We start from the raw sequence: 22,239 nt of genomic DNA on the forward strand, positions 1-22,239 counted from the left end.
TATCATACTGGCATAAAGCACCACTGTCGCAGGAACTAAAAGCATCGTAATAACAATATAAAAAGTGGACGATGCCGGTTCAGAGCTAGAGTGCGGGTTGTAAAATAAAAATATAATACTAGTAATTATTACGATAAACGCACCTGCTGCCCCCATTATTCTAGATAATAGACTCACTTGCAGCACCTCCAAATATTTACAGATCAATTGTATTATAATAGAAAAATCCTCTTTAAGCACGACGCAAAGGCAAATTCAGCGCTGCTTAAAGAGGATTCTATTACTTTTTCAAGCTTGCCTTAATCTCTCATGATTACTCAGTATACTTCAGCAAACGATAGAACAACTCAAACAGCTGCTCTCTCGTCAACGGTGCAGTGAAGTCTGTTCCCTGCAGCTCGTTTTGTGTCAATAGGCCTGCTCCGGCAACCGCCTCGATAGAAAGCTGTGCCCAGGCATGCGCTTTAATTGTCGATTGTGCATCCGTTTCACCGAGCGGCAAATTCAATATGCGGGCAAGCATGACGTAAAGCTCCTCATGGCTCATCATCGCATTTGGTGCAAAGCTGTGTTCGTTCATACCGAGCAGCCAGCCGCGAGCGGTTAACTGATCGATGTACGGCTTAGCCCAGTGCTGATCCGGTACATCGGCAAATGACTTCGTATTTCCGGTACCTGCTGCCTGATGCGAACTCGCTTCTCCGCCAATCGCTTCTGTAATGCTGGAGAACTCTCCGACCGAATCTGCCAGCAGCGCTGTCAGCTTGCTAACCTCCGCTCGCGTTGCCTGCTGCTGCAGATGAAGCGCGCCACGCTGATCCCCCTGCACCAGCCCTGCTGCCACAAGCTTGCGAATCGCATCACTTTGCTCGTTAACATCAGTGAACTGGCGCGTTACCGCTGCTGCTGCATATAGTTGGCCCGTTGGCAGCTGCAGCTCCATAACGCCTGATTCACTTATTGTAATGCCTGTCACATAAGTCAGCTTCCCATCTGCCGCTACGCGATACAAGCCAAGACTTGATGCTGGAGCTGATCTCGAGGCTTTCGCAGCAAGATGCAGTTGAACGTCCAGCTCTCGCTGCCCGCTCGCTGTTTTCTCTATCACATTCCACTGTACAGGCGCCAGCAACGTGTCCACCCTTGCTCCGTTTAATGCAAGCTCCAGCTGCTCGTTAACCTCTTTACGAATTACAATGCTGCCAGTTTGCACAGCTTCAAGCTGTTCTACTACTGCATCTCGCGCAAGCTTAACAGTCTGCTCGCCCCATGTCAGCACGATTTGAGCACCAGCATGATTAGCAAGCTCTGTAGCTGGTATAACGAGCTCAGATTGATTAGCGGGAACAGATGCCTTCAAAATTGTTGATCCGTTTTCTTGTGAAATTGAAAGCACTTGCTCTGGCGTCACCGTAGTCGGAGCTGTCGGGCCTGGTGTTGGATGAGGCGAAGGGGTTGGCGTCGTGCCAGGCAAATCGCCTACGCGAATCAGCTCCCAATCGTCAAAATCTCCATAATCTCCCTCAGCATCATTAACCTCAACGCCAATCTCAAGCTGACCATTGCGCACTTCTATATCGGATACCGTAAGCTTTTTCCATTTATCCCAGCCCGTCCCCTCTAGTGGTGTTGCATAGGTTGTATCGCTTGTCGTTGCATACAACACGCTGGTGTCAGCAATTGGCTCTCCCTCTACGCCAATTCTTGTTTGCACGGACAGCTCATAGACACCATTAGGCAAGCCAGTTACGGTTTGCTTTGCACTAACATGATCTTGATTCCAGAAATGAATCGCGTAGCTTCCCTCATAGGCGGCATCGGTGCTTCTTGCTGCGTTGACAAGCTGCCAAGCGCTCATGTCCGAGCTTTCCAGCCCTGGGTTTGCGACATAATTTTTCGGACGTACAATGATCGTCGCCTTAACTACTCCTTCGCTAGCAAGCTTGCCAGTTAGTTCGTATTGCCCTGGCGTGTTGTAGTCGTAGCTGCTTGGCGACCAGCTTTCAACGTCGACTTGACGATACGTATCGTCGCTGAATAAAGCCGTTACCTGTGCAGGCAGTGGCGCATTTATTCCTTGGCTCGTTGTAAGCTGAAGCTCTTTTACCTGAGTGATCGTCGGTTCAATGTAACCGTCTCTTGAAGCGCGTACCGCCTGAAACACGTTGAGTGAAGGCAAAGCCTCGCCAAAATAGTTGAATAACGCCTGATTGGCCCAGCCGTTTCCGCCATCAACAGGGATGGCCTCCTTCTGATAAGCTGCGGCTTTGCTTGTCGCCCAGCCAGTATCTGTTCCCATTAGCCAAGCCGGCTCCCAATAGAAAATGCCGACGCCGAGCTTGTCTGGAACTGCTGCGACTGCGGCAATAACATCACGAATTGCATTGGCCTGTCCTTGCACAGTTGCCAGGTAGCCAGCCGCATCCGCTTGAGCCTGGCCAAATATATGTCCCGTTGGCCCATTATGAATCGGGTCCTCCAGTGTATACGCATAAGAGGTTTCAACAATTGCAATCTGCTTGCCAAATGTATCCGCAAGCTTATCCATAACCTGCTGCAAATTTTCCAGCGAGCCATGCCAGAACGGATAATAGGAAAGACCGATTACATCGTAATCAAGATCGGCATAGGTGTTGAAAAAGCTGGTTAGCCGCTCTACGCCGTCGCCAGGGTTGGCGCGGTGAATGACAATATCGATATGTCCACCAGACACAGCCGCTTCGAAATCACGTACCGCCTTGATTCCTTGCGCGATATAACGCTTCGCCTTTTCTGCTGAATTGCCATGCGGCCACAGCATGCCGCCGTTAATTTCATTGCCGATTTGAATCATATCAGGGTAAGCATGCTGTGCATATAACGACTGCAACGTTTCATACGTATAGTCATAAACCTGCTGCTCCAGTTCATCGGCCGTAAGCGCTGCCCATGATTTAGGAATGCTCTGTCTGCCCGGGTCTGTCCAGAAGTCGCTGTAATGCAAATCAACGAGCAGCTTCATATCGGCAGCCTTTGCCTGAGCCGCCATGCGAACAAGCGCCTCAGTATCAACATTGCCTGCGCCATAAGGATTGCCTTGCTCATCGGCAGGATCGACCCATGCGCGCAGCCTGACCCAATTAACACCATTGTCTTTCAGCAGCTCCAGCAACGGCTTTTCAATGCCTTCTGCTGTATAATATTTGCGGTCAACTGCTGACAGCGCGTCAAGCATCGAAATGTCCGCTCCCATCATAAAGTCGGAGCGCGCATCTCCTGCAAGCTCGTCGACCGGCTCTACCTGAATCGGTTGATAGCGGCTTTGCAGCGTGCTGGAAACAACGATTTGGCTCGTACCAGCAGCTACAGCACCACCCTGCTCGGTAACAGTTGCAGTAATAACTGCCTCGCCATCACCAACCGCCGTTACAAGTCCCTGCTCATCCACAATCGCTACTGCAGGATCGCTTGACTGGTAGCTTACTTGCTGACTTGAGCCCGCCGCTACTGACAGCTGTACCGTTTTACCCGGCCGCAAAATAGCTGAGTTGGGCTTAACAGCTGTATTGAGCGCAGGCGTTTTTGTCTCGCTAAGCTGTACATTGCGCATATAGCCGTAATGCTCGCCAGCGCTAGCCATTTTAATGCCGAGCATGATGACACCGTCACTGCCAACCTCTATTCCATTCAGCTTCAGCTCAGCTGGCGCTTCCCAGCTGCTGCCGTTATAGGCGATTGGCGCTTTCCAGTCTCCTTCACTCGTCACTGCATAGACTAGCGCCTGCTCTCCCGGGCTCGCAGCCTCGCTAAACAGCTCTAGCGAAAGCTGATAGCTGCCTGCTACTAGCCCGCTTTTCGTATGCTGCAGCTCAAAGTCTAACGATTCAGCATCCCAATATTCAAAACGGTCAGGCGAGCTGTTGTCGCCAAACGTTGCGGGCCGTGTGCCAAGCACCGTCCATGCTGTCGCTTCTCCGTTAATCGTTAACGCTTGCGAGGTGTACACATCCTCCTCAGCCGCACTGACAGCTGGCGCTACCGTTTGCAGCAGCGTGAAAACTAGCGATATTGACAGCAGCAGGCTGATCCATTTGCGATTCGTCATGTCACGATTCCTCCTAATGATAGCTCTTTTCAAAGCGTTACTCTTTTACTGAACCAAGCACGAGCCCTTTTACAAAATACTTTTGCAAAAACGGGTAAATGATAATGACAGGCAGCGCCCCGAGGAAAATTTGCGAAGCACGTACTGTCGTTTGCGACAGCAGCTCCAGCTCCTTCGGATTAAAGCTCATCGAGCTCATATCACGCTGCACGATTACCGTCTGCAAAAAAGTCGCAAGCGGATAATCGGTTTTGTCGTTCAAATATAGCAAGCCGTCAAACCATGAGTTCCAATGAAAGACGATGCTGAACAATCCAAGCGTCGCCAGCGCAGGCAATGAAACAGGCAAATAAATTTTGAACAGCGTTTTAAAATGCCCCGCGCCATCAATTAGCGCAGCCTCCTCCAGCTCCTTCGGTACACCGCGGAAAAAATTGAGCAGCAAAATCGTCAGCCAGACGTTAACTGCCCCCGGCAGCACCAGCACCCAAAACGAATCTACTAGATGAAGCTTCTGAATAACGACATAGAATGGCACAAGCCCGCCGTTGAAAATCATCGTAAATACGAACAGCCACGCATATATATTGCGACCTCTAAAGGCATAGGTTTCCTTGGACAGCGGATAAGCGGCGAGACAAGCCAGCACCAAGGTCAGCACAGTGCCGATTACCGTACGCTGCAGCGAAACCCAGATCGAGCCGAGAAAAACAGGGTTGTTCAATGTTTTTTCATAGGCAACCGTCGTAAAGCCAACAGGCCACAAGCTGACCAAATTGCCGTCTGCCGCTGCCTTGGCGCTAAACGAAACAGCCAACACATGCCATACCGGCAGCACACAGCATATCGCGATCAGCAGCAATAAAATCGTATTGCAAACGTTGAATATGCGATAAGGGATTGTTTTATGATACATCACTACCCCACCTCTCTTTATAATGCATCCTCTTCCAATCGAGATTTAAAAAGCTGGGCTTTCAGGACCAAGAAGCTTGGACGCTAGTAGAAAACGAGGAGCGCAGCGTAGAGCAGAACTACGTGAGCACCTACAATGTTTCCGCAGGAAACATACTTCGGAAGCATGAACTTTCGCTAGCGTTCAAGATTCGACGTCGAATACGCTACAAAGCAACGCATCGTCATCAAAGTCCAGCTTTTTAAACTACCCCTCTAGAAGATTCGATAATTTGCCAGCTTGTAGGCTAGACGATATGAGATGACAATGAGGACCATTGATACGACTGATTTAAATAGGCCGACTGCTGTAGCAAGGCCAAACTTTCCTTCCAGAATCGCAGTCCGATAAACAAAGGTATCAATTATATCGCCTTTCTCATAAACTAGCGCGTTATACAAATTGAAGATTTGGTCGAAGCCAGCGTTTAATATATTGCCAAGCGAAAGCGTACCAACGACGACAGCCATCGGCAAGAGCGATGGAATCGTAATGTAGAGCGTTTGCTTCCAGCGTGAAGCGCCATCTACTTCGGCCGCTTCGTACAAGGATGGATTTATATTAGCTAGTGCCGCAATAAAGACAATGGTGCCGTAGCCAAACTCCTTCCACACCTCGGAGACAACGACTGTAAAACGGAACCAGTTGCCGCTTGATAGAAACGGAACAGGATCTATGCCGAACGCTGCCACCAGAAACCGATTTACCAATCCGCCGTCCGTTGACAAAATGTCGACGAGTATCCCGCCCAAAATGACCCAGGACAGAAAATGCGGCAAGTAGACGAGCGTTTGAATCGTTCGGCTAATATAAGCTTTGCGGATTTCATTAAGCAATAGCGCAAACACAAAGGGAACGACAAGATTAAATACAATTTTCAAGCCGGCAATTATAAAGGTGTTCCAAATGACTTGGGCGCTGTCCTTGCGTTCAAACAGCATGCTGAAGTTGTCCCATCCAACCCATGGCGACCCGGTAAAGCCGAGCCACGGCTTGAAATCCTGGAAGGAGATGACAATCCCGAGCATCGGCACATAGCTGAACACGATCAAAAACAACAGAGATGGAAAAATCATTACATGAAAGGGCCAATCCTTCATTCGCTTCATCATAACGCCTCCTAACATGATGCTGTTTTATTGAAAAAAGCTCGCTCAGAGCATCCTTTCAGCGCTGAACGAGCTTGTCATAGGGCATTGCTTGCGTACGAAGCCGTTATTTTACTCCGTTATACCATTCATTGACTTCAGCAGTAATTTGATCTCCGCCTTCAGCTTTCCATTGTGCGACAAAATCATCAAAGGCATTGATATCCTTGTTGCCGTAAATGATTTCGTTAAATGCAGTCAGCTCGATTTTGTTCAAATAATCCAGCTTGCTGTTCATAGTTGGTGTCGGCGGTCCTGTAAACATGTTTTTGTATGATATTTCTTCCTGCTCCAGCAAAACAACTGCTGCTGCTGGCGTTTCAAGACCATAGGCCGCTTTTACTTCCTTTTCAAGACGCGTAACAGGCTCTTTGCCATCAGCCAGATTCATTAGCGCCTTCATTTGCGCATCTGGAATACGTGCGCCATCACGAACCAGCAAGTAGCGAACCGCGTTCACATAGCCGCCTGGAATGTCCTCCCAGCGCAGCAGCGTGCCATCATCAGCAATGTCGTAGTCGTAGTTTTTGAACAAGCCGTTCTCAAACTCACTGCCTTCCTTCGGATCTGCATAGTTGTCAAACAAGTAGTTTTGGTACGTAAAGAAAGCTTCTGGATGCTCCATTTTCGTGCTGATCAGCGTTACCCCATTCGTATAATGGGTTCCATGGCGCATAGCCGTTCCGTCCTCGCCAGTCGGTATCGGATAAGGCTTCCACACCGCATCCGGATCATTCGTCGCAGTATCGGACAACGGCCAGCCGCTCATCCAATACGGGCCAGGTATAATGCCTGCTGTGCCAGCCACTGCCGGAGCAGCAGTCTGGTTCTCATCCCAAAGCGCAATTTCTTGTGGAATGTATCCTTTGCTATGCCAATCGCGCAGCAGTGCCAAGCCTTCCTTCATCCCCGGGTGAATCGATCCATATTCAAGCGTGCCGTCATCAGCAACATTCCACTGCTCAGGCAAAGTGCCAAACGCCCCAAAAATCCATGAAGGGTCGCCCATCCACGTGCTTAGCTTGTTTTTCGTGCCAATGCTTAGCGGCGTTACCTCATTGGGCTTCAGGCCGCTTGGGTTGTTGTTCTTGAACTGCTCCATCACATGCTCCAGCTCAGCAATCGTTTTTGGTGCTTCCAAATCAAGCGCATCGAGCCAATCCTGGCGAATCCAAAGCAAGTAGTCATGGTTGTAGGCATAATCCAGAACCGGTATCCCCATACGTTTGCCATCTCTTGCATATGGATTCCACACATTTTCGTCAAGCGCCATCGCATTTTTCCAGGTATCGCTCGCATACTCGTCAAACAGCGAGCCAACCTCGCGGAACAAGCCTGAATCAATCAGCTCATGCGCCAGCTGGGCATTGCCGATTGTAACTACGTCCGGAATATCATTTCCAGAATTGAGCGACAAGCGCATTTTCGTTTCAAAAGCATTATTGGAATCGGTTACAGACCAAAGCGTTTTAATGTCAATGCCTAGCGTATCCAACGCCCATTTCGTAGCGACATTGTTTTCAATCGTTTCATTGTTCTTAAACTTCAGCTCCGGGTCGATGCCCCATACCGTAGAAATTGTTACTGGCGGATCATATTTGTCCTTGTACGAAGATTCAGACCCAGCATTGCCAGCCTGATTTCCTTCCTGCGTCGCCTCTGGCTTCGTATTCGTGGCTGCCCCATTGCTTCCGTTATTGCCGCCGCTACAAGCAGCCAAGGTCGAAACCAGCATAATCATCACCAGCGACCATATCATCCTTTTCATATAAGCTCCCCCTTGCAATTGATAAGTACAACTTGATTATAAAATGGGGACCACCGCCAGCCTATGACACAGTACCAACATTTCTGCACCTTTTCCAATCTATTGCATCAAAGGACAACTTTTTAAAACTCCTATTCAAATAAGAGTTTAAAAATTGGGCTTTCAGGACCAAGAAGCTTGGACGCTAGTAGAAAACGAGGAGCGCAGCGTAGGCAATTGCTACGTGAGCACCGCAGTTTTCGCTAGCGTTCAAGATTCGCCGTCGACTATGCTACAACGCAATCACATCGTCATCAAAGTCCAACTTTTAAACCACCCTTCCAATAGAAGTTTAAAAATTGGGCTTTCAGGACCAAGAAGATGGCACGATACTAGAAAGTGAGGAGCGCAGCGTAGGCACAAGCTACGTGAGCACCGGAACTTTCGGTAGCGTGACATATTCGCCGCCGAATACGCTACAACGCAAAACCGCGTCATCAAAGTCCAGTTTTTAAACATCCTCTACCTTTCGCGGTATTCGTGTGGGGTGCAGCTGTAGTATTTCCTAAACACCTTGCTAAAATATTGCGGATTTTGATAACCAAGCTCGGTAGTAATCTCATAAATCTTCTTATTCGTATGCTTCAGCATATAAACCGCCTTTTCCATGCGCATGCGAATAATGTAATCGCCCAGGCTTTCGCCTGTTTCATTTTTGTACAGCTTCGACAAATATACAGGGTGAAGGTACACGCGGTCGGCAATTGTTTTGACAGATGCATCTAAGCCAAGCTCCTTGCTAATAAGCTCCTGCACCTGCTTAATAATATGCTTCTTATGATGCGTATCGCTTTCGTCATACTGCATCGACAGCAGCTCAATCATGTCGGCGGACCATTTGTGCAAGCTGTCGGCACTTAGCAGCATAGAACGATCCAACAGCAAATTGACGCCATGCGGGTCAATGCTGTGCAAATCTATGCCCATTTTGTTCGCTACGTAAATGAGGCCGTTCGATATCGCGATAAACGCTTCATACAAACGCTCTCTCGTATATTGCTGCTGCGGATTACTATTGAGAAATATATTCAGCTTCTCCTTGGCAGCTTGCCACTGACCCCCTTCCAGCAAATTAATCAGCGTCGGCGGCTTATACAGCTCCTCCAGTGCAGCATTGCTTCCCTGCTGCTTATTGCTTATTTCATCGAGCATGATCACGACCGACTGGTCCATTTGCAGGCGGTAAAGCGTCGTAATTGCTTCTCGATAATATTTGGAAATGTGTTCGGGAAATACGAACCAGTCAGAAGCAACGATCGATATTTCTCCGTTCAGATAGCTGGAAACCTGCTCCTTCAGCAGACTGCATAAATGCTTAATAAAATCTTTATGGTAAAGCGAAGGGTCGCTGTCGTTTGGCAAGGAAATCAGTATCGCCACATGATCATGCGGCGAGTTGCTGTGCCACACACTATATGGTTCAGTAAATATTTCCTCGGCAATATTTCCGATCGCATACTCGATCAGCTCGCTCGAATGACGATCCATGCCAAGAAATCGCCCCGCAAGCTGCACGGTCAGCAGTATGCAGGATTGCTCGGGCTCAATATTAATCTCGTATTGCTGCAGCAGCTTGCCCAAATGCGCCGACGCTCTTTGTCTGCCAAGCAGCAGCTCATGCATAAGCTGCCTGCGAAGCACTGTATATTCTGTTTTGCGCGAGTACGTTGCCTGCGCCTGCTCCTCCTCGCGCAAACGCTCCTGCTTTAGCACCTCTACCTGCGCCGCAATGCAAGCCATGAACGCATCATCATCAACCGGCTTCAACAGATAGTCGCATGCACGAAGCTTAATCGCTTGCTTCGCATATTCAAAATCAGAATAGCCGGTCAGCAGTACCGTTTTTAGCCCTGGCCGCATTTGCTTGGCTTGTTCAATCAGCTCAAGCCCTGTTTGCTCAGGCATTTTAATATCCGTTACAAGGATTTGCACCGCGTTTGTTTCCAGAAGCTGTAGCGCCTCCGCTGCCGATGCTGCCTGATAGACCTGCTGTATGCCAAGCTCGCTCCATGGTATCGTAAGCGCCAAACTTTCTGTTACATAGGTTTCATCATCTACCAATAAAATGTCGACCATTGCTGATCTCCTCCTCAAGCGTTCTCAGTGTTATTTGGCAGCGGCTTCGCGCAAAGAAAGAGCATTGTTTGCGGGTACATCTGCAGCAACCCAGCTTATACTGACGCTTAAGCCGCCAAGCTTGGAGCGCTCCAGCACAATGCCAGCCCCTCCCCCATAGCGCAGCGTCAAGCGCTGATGAACATTCCACAGTCCACAGCCCATATCCTCCTGCATCGGGTAATTTAACCGCTTGCTTAAAGCGACAAGCTCTGCCTCACTCATCCCCTTGCCATCATCCTCAACGGTAACGCTTCGCTTATCCCCGTCCTTTGCCGCAATAATGCTGATATAGCCTGCTGTACTAGAACGTTCAATGCCGTGCAGGACAGCGTTTTCGACCAGCGGCTGAATCGATAGCGGAGGAATCATGTCACGGAGCATGTCGTCAGGCAAATCAATTTGATAGGTTAGCCGCTTCATACGCATTACGCTTATATCAAGATAATGCTGAATAAACTTCATTTCCTCCTGCAAGCTGACCAACTCCTTCTCCTGCCTCGTGGTATAGCGGTAGTAGTGCGATAAATTTTGCGACATAGCGATAATAGCCGAATAGTTTTGCAGCTTGGCCATGCTTGAAATAAATGAAAAGCAGTTATAGAAAAAATGCGGATTAATTTGAGATTGCAGCTGCTTGAGCTTTGCTTCGCGAATATGAATTTGCTCCAAATAGGAACGCTGAAACAGCTCTTGAATTTGGGTGACCATCGAATTAAAGCGATTGAACAGAAACGTAAATTCCGTGTTGCCCTTCGGCTTCAGCCTCACCGTATAATCTTCGTTTTTCAGGCGTTGAAAGCTGGTAACCAGCTGCTTGATCGGCACCTGCACCTGAGCATACAGCAAATAAACGACGACGATGGCCATAAGAAGCAGCGTAATAACCGAAGCATAGAACAGCAGATTGCTCTTTTTAATCGGCAGCATCATTTCTGAAATAGGCAAATAATCGATCAGCACCCAGCCTGTTGTCGTCGAACGCTCCATATTGACAAGATAGGATTCACCGTCCAGCTGCACCGTTTCGTAGCCGGACTTCTCCAGCTCATTTAGCGAAATATGCTCGATCAGTCTGCCGGCAAGCTCAACATCGGCTGTGCTGTGATAGACGATTTCGCCTGGCTTTACATAATAAAACGGGTTGCTCTGCCCTTCGCCGCGAAATGCATCAAGCATTTGCTCGATATTTTTACTGCTGAACTGCACCTCAAGCACAAGATTAGACTGCTCAGGATTGGCGGAGCTGGAAAATGGTGAAACAGTAACTAGCGAAAACAGATGCTCGCGTTTATCTGGCGACACATTGAAGCTGCTCATTTGCCAGCCGGCTGCTGACAGCTTGGCAAGCTGCTCTCGCTCCAAGCGATATACCTTGCTGGAGGTAATTACCCGCTCCAGCATCGGTGAATAAATCGTTAGCTGACTCGCCCAGTTTACAGAATTTTCCTGAATACTCAGCTTTTTTTGAATTCGCTTAATGAGCTCAATCGTTTCAAGATCGAGGTAATCCCCCTCTGGCTGGCGAATATCCTTTAGCGTGGAAATATCCGGATCATAGATTAACAGATTCGGCCATTGGCTAATCGAATGAATCATCGTGTCGATTTGCTGCTGAAAAAAATTCAGTTGATCGCGGCTTGAGTTTTTCAACTCCTCGCGCAGCACCTCGGAGCTCGTTTTATTGGAATATAGATAAAGCACAATAATAGGAATAAGCATTACAAGCAAAATCGTAAGCATTTTGCGAAATAAATTAAATTTGGGCATTCCTCTCACCTCTTGGCTGTAGCTGCATCATTTAGATGCTACAGAATTATAAAGCGTTTTCATAGAACATTTTATCAATATTTATGATACTTTTTTATGCAATTGAAAAAATAACCTGCCAATCCCCTGCTTTTCAGGTAATCGACCAAGTTTGGGCTGACAGCTTTTGATTTCACTGTCTATTTGCTATGATGTTGCTATGAAAACTAATCGCATGTTTATTAAAATTATGACTATTCTTGTTTTTTTGCTGCTCCTTGTTAGTCTGCGGCTATTATGGATAGATTTGTTTAGTGTTGCTAAAACTCCTAAAGCAATTGGCGGAACACTTGATCTTAGAGGCTATAGCTTGAAGGAATCGCTAGCCATGAACCTTGATGGCGAGTGGCTCTTCTATCCCTCTAATCTGGTATCAGCAAAAGATCTGCCCTTTCTGTCAACCGCGCCTGAGCTTGTCAACGTGCCTGGTGATTGGCAAGCTGCTTTCGGTGATCAGGCTGATTCTTCATACGGCTATGGAACCTATCGGCTGCGCATTCAGCTTGATCCGATTCAAGAGCCGATTTCGCTTTGGATTAAGGAAATTCAATCCGCTTCTATCGTGGAGCTTAATGGCAAGACCTTTCCAGCCCAAGGGAAAGTAGCAGCAGAGGCAGAATTATATCGTCCCAGCAACGCTGCTTACAAAACGGCTTATTTTGAAGAAGGCACGAGCAGTATTGACTTGCTAATTCGTGTTGCCAATTATGACAACCCTTTTCAGGGAGGGATAGAAGCGCCTATATTATTGGGCTATCAAAGCCAAATAGATGCATTGGCTTTTTTATCATCAGGAGCACTAATACTAACTATTGTCATTTTGCTGCTGCACTGTCTCTATGGTGTCATTCTTTATACTCTGAATCGCCAAGAACATGCTTTGCTGCTCGTTAGCCTTATGACACTGTCTGTTGCCATAATTTTGATGGCACGTCCAGACAATATCCTGTTCACGTGGTTGCCGATCAACTATACCTGGTCGGTAAAAATTCGCTTGCTCGCTTTTATTTGGCAAAACCTGCTTATTCTGCTTGTGTTCCAAAAGTTTTTATTTAAATCCAAGCTGAATAAATGGCTGCGGATTTACACGCTATCATTAGTTGGCTACTCCGTATTTATTTTATGCTCTACCGCCCCAGTGATCAGCACTGCGCTGCGGACATGGCCTGTTCAAGTTTATCAATTTATCCCTTTTATTTGCTTGCTGGTTACAATTGGGCAATTGTGGAGGGAATACAAGAGGAACAACGATCTGATTTTTCCGCTTTTGTCGGCATTAGCCATACTTAACAATTACGCTTGGTCCCTTGCAGGATATAGCGGGAGCTCTACACTTATGTATTACCCAATTGACATTCTCACGGCAATTGTAGGTTTTTCCGTATATTGGTTCAAACAATATTTTCGGCACGCTCGCGAAAATATAAAATATAACGAACAGCTGCGCATGGCTGACAAACGCAAGGATCTGTTTTTGGCTAATACGTCTCATGAGCTGCGAACGCCACTTCATGGCATTATGAATATTGCAAGAAATATAGAACGGAAGGAAAGAGAGCACCTAACCGAAAGCAGCAGGGAAGAATTGAATTTGCTGGTTACAGTTAGTCAGCGCATGTCGCACATTCTTGACGATTTGCTTGATGTTGTTCGTCTCAAGGAGCATCGCATTACGCTGAAGCAAGAGGCTATTTATATCCAGGCTGTCGTGCCAGGCGTAGTCAGCATGCTCAAGTATTTAACAGAAGGAAAGCCGGTCAAGCTAATTGCAGATATACCAGAGGATCTTCCTCAGGTTATGGCTGATGAAAAACGGCTTGTTCAAATTCTATACAATCTGCTGCACAATGCCTTGAAATATACCGATGAAGGGCATGTTATGGTGTCTGCTAAATATGATAATAATTATGTTCAGCTGCAAATAAGCGATACTGGATCAGGTATGGATGAGGCTACCATACATCGCGTGTTTGATCCGTATGAGCAAGGAAACAACGACGCTCGTGATGGACAGGGGATTGGTTTGGGGCTTAGCATCTGCAAGCAGCTAGTGGAGCTGCATGGCAGCGAGCTCCTGCTTCAATCCGAGCTGGGGAAAGGGTCTGTATTCAGCTTTCAATTATTCTTGGCCAACGCAGCCATTATATCTGAGTTGCCGAAGTCAGCGCCATACGATGAGGAATCAGATTTCAGTCGAGGCGAATCCGGGATTGCTTCTCCAGCTTTCCTGTCATCGTCTCATGAAAAGGCTAGAGCAACAGATCCTGCGATGTTGATTCCGCCGCTTATCAGCAACACTCGTCTAAGCCTGCTTCTGGTTGACGATGATCCAGTAAACCTGAATGTACTGAAAGGCATGCTTGCTGAAGAGCCTTACGAGATTAAAACGGCGCGTTCGGTCCAGGAAGCTTTGGACTTGCTTGATGCCAAACGATATGATTTGCTCATTAGTGACGTAATGATGCCCGGCCTTTCAGGCTATGAATTAACCAAGCTGGCAAGAGCTCGTTTCTCTATCTCTGAGCTTCCTATCCTGCTTCTGACTGCCCGAAGTCAACCGGCCGATATTTATACCGGCTTTCTGGCAGGAGCTAATGATTACGTCACCAAGCCGGTAGATGCTTTGGAACTCCGTTATCGCATACGCGCTCTTGCTGCTACCAAGCATTCCTACAACGAAAGGCTGCGGCTGGAGGCAGCGTATTTGCAATCTCAAATCAGCCCGCACTTTCTGTTTAATACCTTGAATTCGATCGCCGCGCTAAGTGAGCTGGACAATTCAAAAATGAGACAGCTCATTGATGCCTTCAGCACTTTTTTGCGCATCAGCTTCTCTTTCAAAAATACAAGAGAACTGATCCAGCTTTCGCATGAGCTGTCACTTGTAAAAGCTTACTTGTATATTGAAGAAACCCGTTATGCTGAACGCTTGTCAATTATGTGGGATATGGATACAGGCCTGGATGTACTTGTACCGCCGCTATCCATTCAGCCACTGGTAGAAAATGCGATTAAGCATGGCATCCAATACCGAGCAGGCATGCTTAACATTGAAATCCATATTGTTAAAAGAGAACGCAGCGTGCTTGTACAAGTAAAAGATAACGGGCCTGGCATTGAGCCGGCAACCTTAACATGGTTGCTGGACCTTTCCTTGCAAAATAGGAGCGGGATCGGTTTAAACAATACCCACCGCAGACTTATTCAATTATTCGGGCAAGGCTTGACCATTCACAGCCAACCAGGGGAAGGTACCACAGTATCCTTTACAGTACCTGTCAGATAGTGTAAAGTGCGAGGTTGGCTGAGGTTCAGAATGAAACGAGCCAGGGGGCATAAAGTCAAATTTTATCGACTTTATGCCCCCTTCTTTTGTTGTTAACCACACTGCGCCTGATGAACTAGGCTGACTTTGAACATAGTGTGCTATAATAATTAACAAACTCACTACTTTTTATTAAGCAGGTGTTCACTGATGCAGGATCTACCTTCACCTCGACCTGGTAAGGCGAAGCGCCACAGCTCTCACTTTGTGCAGGATGCCCGAGACAAAATAAATAGAACGATCTCCTTTATGGAGAAGGAATACAAACGAGCTATTTCGCGCGAGCAACTAGCTGCAATCGCGGAGTTGAACTCCGAGCATTATTCAAGAATATTTCGCAAATATACAGGAAGCAGCCCGATGAATTATTTGGTTGAATTGCGTATAAACAAAGCGAAGGAGTTGCTGCTGCATTCGACATACAGCATTGCTGAGATCGGACATATGGTAGGCTATAGCGATCCGTATCATTTTAGCCGTCGCTTCAAGCAAATCGTCGGTGTCGCCCCAACTCATTATGCAAAATCCGCATTGCCGAGAATAATTGCTCTAGATGGATTAGGACACTGCCAAGCCTTGAGAATTGCTCCTGTTGCTGCGGATATAGCGCGTGTTGGCGGTTATATTTCCTTAGATGATTCAGCGCATATACAACATATTTCTGATGCACTTCATCCAAGGCTGAACTATGCCGTACTGCAAGCCTTGCGGCCTGCCTGGATCATTACAGCTAATGAAGCGGTGCAGCCCGACATAGAAAAGCTGGCCAATATTATTCATATTGATGTGCTGCAAGATCCGATCTACGCACAATTGCGCCAAGTGGCTGCTGCCTTAAACCGTACCAAGGAAGCCGAAGCATGGACAGCACAATATGAAGCACAATGCAAGGCGCTGCGTGCTGACGTATTCGCCTCTATTGGCACTGAACGTGTTGCGATATTGCGAGTTAGGGAACAGCTGCTGCAAGTATATGGCGTGCTGAATATGGGCTATCCGTTGTACAACTCCTTGCAACTTGCTCCTCCTGAAAAAATAGCTATGCAATGCATGTGCAATAAGTATTTTCATTCCAGTGTAATTACCATTGACGAGCTGCCTTTTTATGAGGCAGAACATCTATTTGTAGTTTTGCAGCCTGACAAAGGTGCATATAGGCAATGGCAAACAATGTTGCAAAGCAGTGCTTGGCAAAGATTCCTTGCAGTGCAAAAAGGAAACGTCCACCATCTTGACGTGGCAAACTGGCTGGCTAATGATCCGATCTCGATTCAAAGACAGATGCAGGAAGCGGCTCAACTGCTCATTAAAGCAAACTAGCGTCATAATTATCCATTAAAGATGCAATAAAGGGCTATGGAGCCGTTTTGCTGCCTAGGCTAAAATGTGTATTGAGATTAATAATCACTATCACATTGTTGCAGGAGGGTATTATGTTGCAAGTATTAAAAAGATCCAATGCAGTGCTGCTCATTGCTTTAGCATGCCTTACACTGCTATTGGCAGGATGCGGTGGCAAGGAAACGGCAAATCAGGGGAGCACGACAGCCCCATCACCATCGCCCAATTCAACAGAGGAAGCCACAGCAGCGGCAACCAGGCTGATTACGGACGACTTGGGTCGCGAGTTGAAGGTTCCAACAGCTCCAAAGCGAATTGTAGCAGCTGAATTTTCCAGCGAGCTGTTGGCACTGGGAATTAAACCAATTGGAGCAGGAGACAACAGCTTTAAGATTGTCTATACATTCGATGAAATGAATGATGTAGCTCGTATTGGAGATCCTCCGAGCAGTGAGGTGATCGTGGAGCTTGCACCTGATTTGGTTGTCGCGCCCACCGTGTTCCTTGATATTTATCCAGAGCAGATGGAGCAAATTGAAAAAATTTCTCCCGTATACTATATTTCCTTTGAGCAGGACCCGATTTATGGTATTTTCACTAAATTAGCCAACTTGGTAGGCAAGGATCAGGAGGCGAATGCCTGGATTAAGGAATATGAGCAGGAAGCTGCTACAGCCAGAGCAGCACTTAAAGACGCGCTTGGCGAGGAGACGGTAACGATTTTTCGTGTTGAAAAAGGACGGCTGCGTATTTATTTGAACCGAAACTTTGCTGGCTATATGCTGCACAGTAGTTTGCAAGCCAGTTCTCCTGAAGCAGTTGCAGCAGAAATCGAGAAAAACCCTTTTGGCTCAGCAATAGAAATTTCACTTGAAATGCTTCCGAATTATGCAGCTGATCATATTCTGTTGATTGTGCGTGATGAAGGAGAAGACCAAGATGCATTTGAAGAAATCGAACAGCTTGAATTATGGAAAAGTTTGCCTGCCGTGCAAAATGGACATGTGTATAAGCTGGAAACAGACAAGTACTATGGTTCAGATATTATTACGATTCGTGAAACGATGAAGGAAACAGCGGCAATGCTGGTTGAAGGGGCGAAGCAGCCATGAAAATCTCGCAAACTATTCGCGAGCGCAGAACAATCAAAGAATTTAATGGCAAACCGCTGGATCCTTCAATCATCATGAAGCTATTAAATGACGCGATCTGGGCTCCGTTTCACTCACGCAAGGAGCCGTGGAGCTTTATTATGTTCACAGGAGATGGGAGAAAAAAGTTTGCCGAAGCGATAGCGCTAACTTATTCTGAGGAAATGCGTCAGCGTTGGGGGAAGTGGGCAATGCACCAATACTGCGAGCTCATGCAGGTGCATTTACTCGTCGTTTTTGATGCCGACCCGCGGCAAAAGTATTGGGAGGATGCCTTTGCTGCGACAGCTGCCCTTATACAAAACCTTCAGCTGCTTGCCTGGGAGCAAGGTATTGGTGTTGTATGGAAAACGAATGAGTGCAACTGGGATCCGGCTTTCCATCGAGCAGTAGGGCTGCATGCTGGACAAAGGATTGCCGGCGTTCTTCACTTCGGCTACTTTGATCGTATTCCTAAGCCACGCAAGCGCCAGACAATAGAACAACTATTGACACATATCGATTCATAGCAAAACAGCAAACGTCTCCTGAGATGCTTAACGTCGCAGGAGACGTTTGCTGTTGATAGATTTTTCCGAGATTATGCTTCCTCTTGCTGTTCAAAGCGTCTGGCAAGCACCAATGCAACTGCAATCAGAATAAACGCAGTTAGCGCCAGCATCGGAATGGTTAGCCAGCCAAACCAGTTCAAATAATCCTCCTGGCAGCTTGTCGGTCCACATGCTGCAATCGCACTGTCCTTGGGCATTTTCTGAATAATAATGTGATAAATCGATATGCCTCCGCCCACGACCACAAGCGGCAGTACATAGGGGAGAATAACGGTTTCCTGCTTATACGCAGCAACCGCCAAAAGCAACACTAGCGGATACATAAAAATGCGCTGAAACCAGCAAAGCACACACGGAACATAATTCAATACCTCGCTCATATAAAGACTTCCTGCCGTTGCGATTACTGCAACTAGCCAAGCAAATAGTAAGAAGCCTCCGCTTTTCGTCATAATAACTATTGCCATCCTTTCAATCGATTGCAGCTGGACGCATCCATCTGCTTGTTGAACATGTAAGATACATTTATTGTAAGCAACACAGCGGAAGCCCGCTATAGCTCGAAAGAGCTATAGCGGGCTTCAATGTTGGACTTATTGTTACAATCTATCCATAAAGCCGCTCCGCCAAGTTTGATAAAGTGGCGTATTTTCATAAATCTCCCTCCGATAACAAATATAAATGAGTAAAGCCCTTTTTATAAAAGGAGTGCAAAGTCTATCGTTTCGCTTTCCGTTGTGCCTGTCTGCTCCGCTTGGCATGCGCATGCTATAATGAATACATGCACATGCCTATTGAACAGGGAGTGAAACATAGATGCTGGGAAAGAAAGTTTTAATTGTAGAGGATGAGCCGGAAATTGCTACAATCGTAAGTCAATATTTGCAGGTACAGGGCTACAGCACTGATATAGCTGACAATATTTCCTCTTGTAATGCCTATCTTGAACGGGAAGATCCTGATTTTATCATTCTTGATTTAACGCTGCCGGATGGTGACGGGATTGAGCTTTGCCGCAGACTGCGTGCGAATATGCTGACCCCAATACTCGTTTTGAGCGCCAGAAGCAGTGATACGGATAAAGTGCTTGCGCTCGGCTTTGGGGCTGATGATTATATGACCAAGCCCTTTTCACTAAGCGAACTGGCGGCTAGAATACAAGCACATTTGCGCAGGCTCAACGGAATCGAGGCGGCAGCATTAGAGCTGTCTGGACGAGAGCTAAAGCTGCCACTGTCAGGACAGGCACTGACTGGGCAACCAATAACAGCCCCGCCAGCGACAGAACAAACCATCGTATGCGCAGGCGAGCTGACCATCGACAAGCGATCCCACAAAGTAAAACGTAATAACCAACTCATCACGCTTTCAGCTAAAGAATTCGACCTGCTTTATTTCCTCGCCTCCAATCCGGAGCAAGTTTTTACAAAAACGCAGCTGCTGGATCAAGTGTGGGGCTTTTCCTCCTACGTCGACGACAATACCGTTACCGTCTACATCGGGCGGCTGCGCAGCAAGCTGGAGCCACAAGCTGCAAAATCATCATACATAAAAACGGTTTGGGGAGTCGGATACCAGTTCAGCCCTGATGATGAAAAGGAGCAGCACTAAAATGGAATGGAAATCATGGTACAGCAAACGAATGCTGCTCGCACTGATATGCCTGCTCGCCGCTGCAGCCAGCAGCTTTTGGCTTGCGTACAGCTTTAAGGACGTCTCCCCTTCCTCCTCGCTCAAAGCAATCAAGGTGCTAACCAATGGCATGGTGAGCGAGCTGGAGCATCAGCATGCTGAGCTTGCAGATGACTCTTCCCCATTTTCAGCCAAATTGTCAGCTTGGGCGGAAGCCCAGCACGCTGAGCTGTTAGTGGTATCAGCAGACGGTACGATCTTGTATGACAGCAGCTCACAGCAAGCTGATGGCGGAGCCGGCCTGGCTGACAGCAGCAATAGGGAGACACGCGTGCTTTCACCTCGCTTTGAGCTGGACTTTGCACTGCGCTTGTCACGAGCCGAGCCAGCGACCTACCATATCGCTTTTCCGATTTTGGATGCGGCAAACGATACCTTTGTCGGCTATGCTCAGTTTGCGCTTCCCCAAGCATCCGTCGATCAGCAGCAGCCTTTCTCCAGCTTGCAAAGGGCAGCCGCTTTGCTTGTGCTTATCCTGTCATTTCTACTGCTCGTTTATCTTCTGCTAGCGATTAACCGTTACGTCAAACAGCAGCAGCTTGAGCCGATTAAGGCGCTTAAGGGCAATGCTGAAGCGATTTTGAAAGGAAACTATGAGCAGGAAGCGCAATGGACTAGCCGAAATGAGCTCGGCGAGCTATATGCTGTATTCGATCAAATGCGAGTTGAAATTCGCAGCCTGCATTTGTCGCAGGCCTCGCACAGTCAAGCGCATAAGGAGCTCATTTCCAACCTGTCGCATGATTTGAAAACGCCGCTTACGACGATAAAAGCTTATGTGGAAGCGATTCGGGAAGGCATTTGTCCCGATCTGCCAAGTGCCATGTCTTATTTGGACGTTGTACATGCCAATGCCAGCAAAATGTCTGCGCTTGTCGATGATCTGCTGCTCCATTCCTTGCGCGATCTGGAGCAAATAGCGGTGCATCCGAAGGAGCAATACAGCGCCGCGGTGCTGAAGCCGATGCTGCAGCATATCGCCCACTATATTGAGACATCAGGCGTCAGCTGTGATGCGCCCGACAGCTATCCGAATCTCTTGCTTGCCATCGATCCAATTCGAATTGAGCAGGTCATAGCCAATCTAGTCGCCAACTCCTTGAAGCATACAACTGTAGGTGACGTAATTGCGTTAAAGGTGGAGGAAAATGAGCAGGAACGCGCCCTTGAAATTACCGTTGCTGATACGGGAAGCGGCATATCGCCGCAGGACATGCCGTTTATTTTTGAACGCTATTATCAAGGTCAAGCCGCCCCTGCCTCAAGCAGCGAGCAGCTCCCTCCCCGCCATGGCGTCGGGCTGGGCTTGTCGATCTGCAAGCATATTGTCGAGGCTCATGGCGGAACGATTACATTTCATAGCAGGCCCGAACAAGGAACGACCTTTTGCATCAAGCTGCCGCTTAGCTGATCGCTGTTATACTTTGTTTATAATTTAGTCATATTTGTGCAAGTATTGCTCTCTATAATGAGCATCATGAGAGGAGAGAATGCTGAATGACAAAAAACGTTATGCTGCGTGCAGTTAATCTATGCAAAACGTATATGACTGGCAAGGAGCAGTACCATGCTATCCGCAATATTGATCTGTCCATCTACCAGCAGGATTTTACTGTCATCATGGGTGATTCAGGCTCGGGCAAATCAACCCTGCTTTATTTGCTAAGCGGGCTCGATTCCGTAACGGCTGGAGAAATTTATGTGGGCGATAAGCGCCTGGATGAGCTTAAAGGGAATGCGCTGGCAGCCTATCGCGCCTCGCAAATCGGCTTTGTCTATCAAAGCAGCAACCTGATTCCCGATCTGTCGCTGCTGGAAAATATCGCGCTGCCTGGCTACATCAATGGCCGCAGTAAAGCCGAAGCGCGCAAGCATGCGCTAAAGCTGATGGAAGAGCTGAAGCTAAGCAAGCAAGCGAGCAGGCTTCCTTCTGAGGTTTCCGGCGGACAACAGCAGCGCGCTGCCATTGCCAGAGCGCTGATCAATGAGCCGAAGCTGCTGTTTGCCGATGAGCCGACAGGCAGTCTCAATTACGAGCAAGGCGTGGCTGTGCTCGATATTTTAACGGCGATGCATGAAAGAGGCCAGTGCATTCTGATGGTGACCCACGACATTAAAGCGGCCTGCCGCGGCAGCCGTCTCATTTATATTCGGGATGGCAAAATTGGCGGAACGCTCGACATGGGCCCTTATACTCCAGAGCAAACCTCGGCGCGCGAAGAGATGATCTTTGCGTACGTTACGGGAAGGGGTTGAGCGGG

At 47.7% G+C, this 22,239-nt stretch carries 14 protein-coding genes; 7 read left to right on the plus strand and 7 right to left on the minus strand.

What is annotated here, in order from left to right; translation table 11 throughout:
* Window positions 1-313 precede the first annotated feature (313 nt).
* The 6 genes from KJS52_RS14240 to KJS52_RS14265 form a co-directional block, all read right to left on the minus strand.
* Window positions 314-4,084 (minus strand): glycosyl hydrolase 53 family protein, encoded by a 3,771-nt coding sequence (locus KJS52_RS14240; protein ID WP_213516335.1) that lies wholly within the window; start codon window positions 4,082-4,084, stop codon window positions 314-316.
* Between the two features lie 37 nt (window positions 4,085-4,121).
* Window positions 4,122-5,000, minus strand: coding sequence for a carbohydrate ABC transporter permease (locus tag KJS52_RS14245; RefSeq protein ID WP_213516337.1), 879 nt, complete (start codon window positions 4,998-5,000; stop codon window positions 4,122-4,124).
* 254 nt (window positions 5,001-5,254) lie between these two features.
* Entirely contained in the window at window positions 5,255-6,148 is an 894-nt protein-coding gene (locus KJS52_RS14250; RefSeq protein WP_213516339.1) for an ABC transporter permease, read from the minus strand.
* Between the two features lie 106 nt (window positions 6,149-6,254).
* Complete coding sequence (locus KJS52_RS14255) at window positions 6,255-7,955, minus strand: type 2 periplasmic-binding domain-containing protein (RefSeq protein ID WP_213516340.1); 1,701 nt, start codon at window positions 7,953-7,955, stop codon at window positions 6,255-6,257.
* 501 nt (window positions 7,956-8,456) lie between these two features.
* Window positions 8,457-10,070 (minus strand): response regulator transcription factor, encoded by a 1,614-nt coding sequence (locus tag KJS52_RS14260; RefSeq protein WP_213516342.1) that lies wholly within the window; start codon window positions 10,068-10,070, stop codon window positions 8,457-8,459.
* A 30-nt stretch (window positions 10,071-10,100) separates the two neighbouring features.
* Window positions 10,101-11,879, minus strand: a complete 1,779-nt coding sequence (locus KJS52_RS14265; RefSeq protein WP_213516344.1) for a sensor histidine kinase — start codon at window positions 11,877-11,879, stop codon at window positions 10,101-10,103.
* Between the two features lie 199 nt (window positions 11,880-12,078).
* On the opposite strand from KJS52_RS14265, the gene KJS52_RS14270 reads away from it, so the two are divergent.
* The 4 genes from KJS52_RS14270 (at window position 12,079) to KJS52_RS14285 (ending at window position 18,244) form a co-directional block, all read left to right on the plus strand.
* The gene (locus tag KJS52_RS14270) at window positions 12,079-15,204 is read left to right on the plus strand and encodes a hybrid sensor histidine kinase/response regulator (protein ID WP_213516346.1); all 3,126 of its coding nucleotides are present in this window, start codon (window positions 12,079-12,081) and stop codon (window positions 15,202-15,204) included.
* A gap of 189 nt (window positions 15,205-15,393) precedes the next feature.
* Complete coding sequence (locus KJS52_RS14275; RefSeq protein WP_213516348.1) at window positions 15,394-16,563, plus strand: helix-turn-helix domain-containing protein; 1,170 nt, start codon at window positions 15,394-15,396, stop codon at window positions 16,561-16,563.
* A 113-nt stretch (window positions 16,564-16,676) separates the two neighbouring features.
* Entirely contained in the window at window positions 16,677-17,696 is a 1,020-nt protein-coding gene (locus KJS52_RS14280; protein ID WP_213516350.1) for an ABC transporter substrate-binding protein, read from the plus strand.
* A complete protein-coding gene (locus KJS52_RS14285) occupies window positions 17,693-18,244 on the plus strand; it encodes a nitroreductase family protein (RefSeq protein WP_213516352.1) in 552 nt (183 codons plus the stop codon). Before KJS52_RS14280 ends, KJS52_RS14285 begins: the two co-directional genes overlap by 4 nt.
* A 71-nt stretch (window positions 18,245-18,315) precedes the next feature.
* Here the strand turns inward: KJS52_RS14285 and KJS52_RS14290 are convergent, their stop codons facing one another.
* The gene (locus KJS52_RS14290; RefSeq protein WP_246563566.1) at window positions 18,316-18,753 is read right to left on the minus strand and encodes a disulfide oxidoreductase; all 438 of its coding nucleotides are present in this window, start codon (window positions 18,751-18,753) and stop codon (window positions 18,316-18,318) included.
* 349 nt (window positions 18,754-19,102) lie between these two features.
* On the opposite strand from KJS52_RS14290, the gene KJS52_RS14295 reads away from it, so the two are divergent.
* The 3 genes from KJS52_RS14295 to KJS52_RS14305 all read left to right on the plus strand — a co-directional run bounded on the left by KJS52_RS14295 (window position 19,103) and on the right by KJS52_RS14305 (window position 22,234).
* Complete coding sequence (locus KJS52_RS14295) at window positions 19,103-19,897, plus strand: response regulator transcription factor (protein ID WP_213516360.1); 795 nt, start codon at window positions 19,103-19,105, stop codon at window positions 19,895-19,897.
* A 1-nt stretch (window position 19,898) separates the two neighbouring features.
* Window positions 19,899-21,389, plus strand: a complete 1,491-nt coding sequence (locus tag KJS52_RS14300) for a sensor histidine kinase (protein WP_213516367.1) — start codon at window positions 19,899-19,901, stop codon at window positions 21,387-21,389.
* An 86-nt stretch (window positions 21,390-21,475) separates the two neighbouring features.
* Entirely contained in the window at window positions 21,476-22,234 is a 759-nt protein-coding gene (locus KJS52_RS14305; protein ID WP_213516369.1) for an ABC transporter ATP-binding protein, read from the plus strand.
* Window positions 22,235-22,239: the final 5 nt, after the last annotated feature.

It is taken from the genome of Paenibacillus montaniterrae (assembly GCF_018403185.1).
GTDB lineage: Bacteria > Bacillota > Bacilli > Paenibacillales > Paenibacillaceae > Pristimantibacillus > Pristimantibacillus montaniterrae.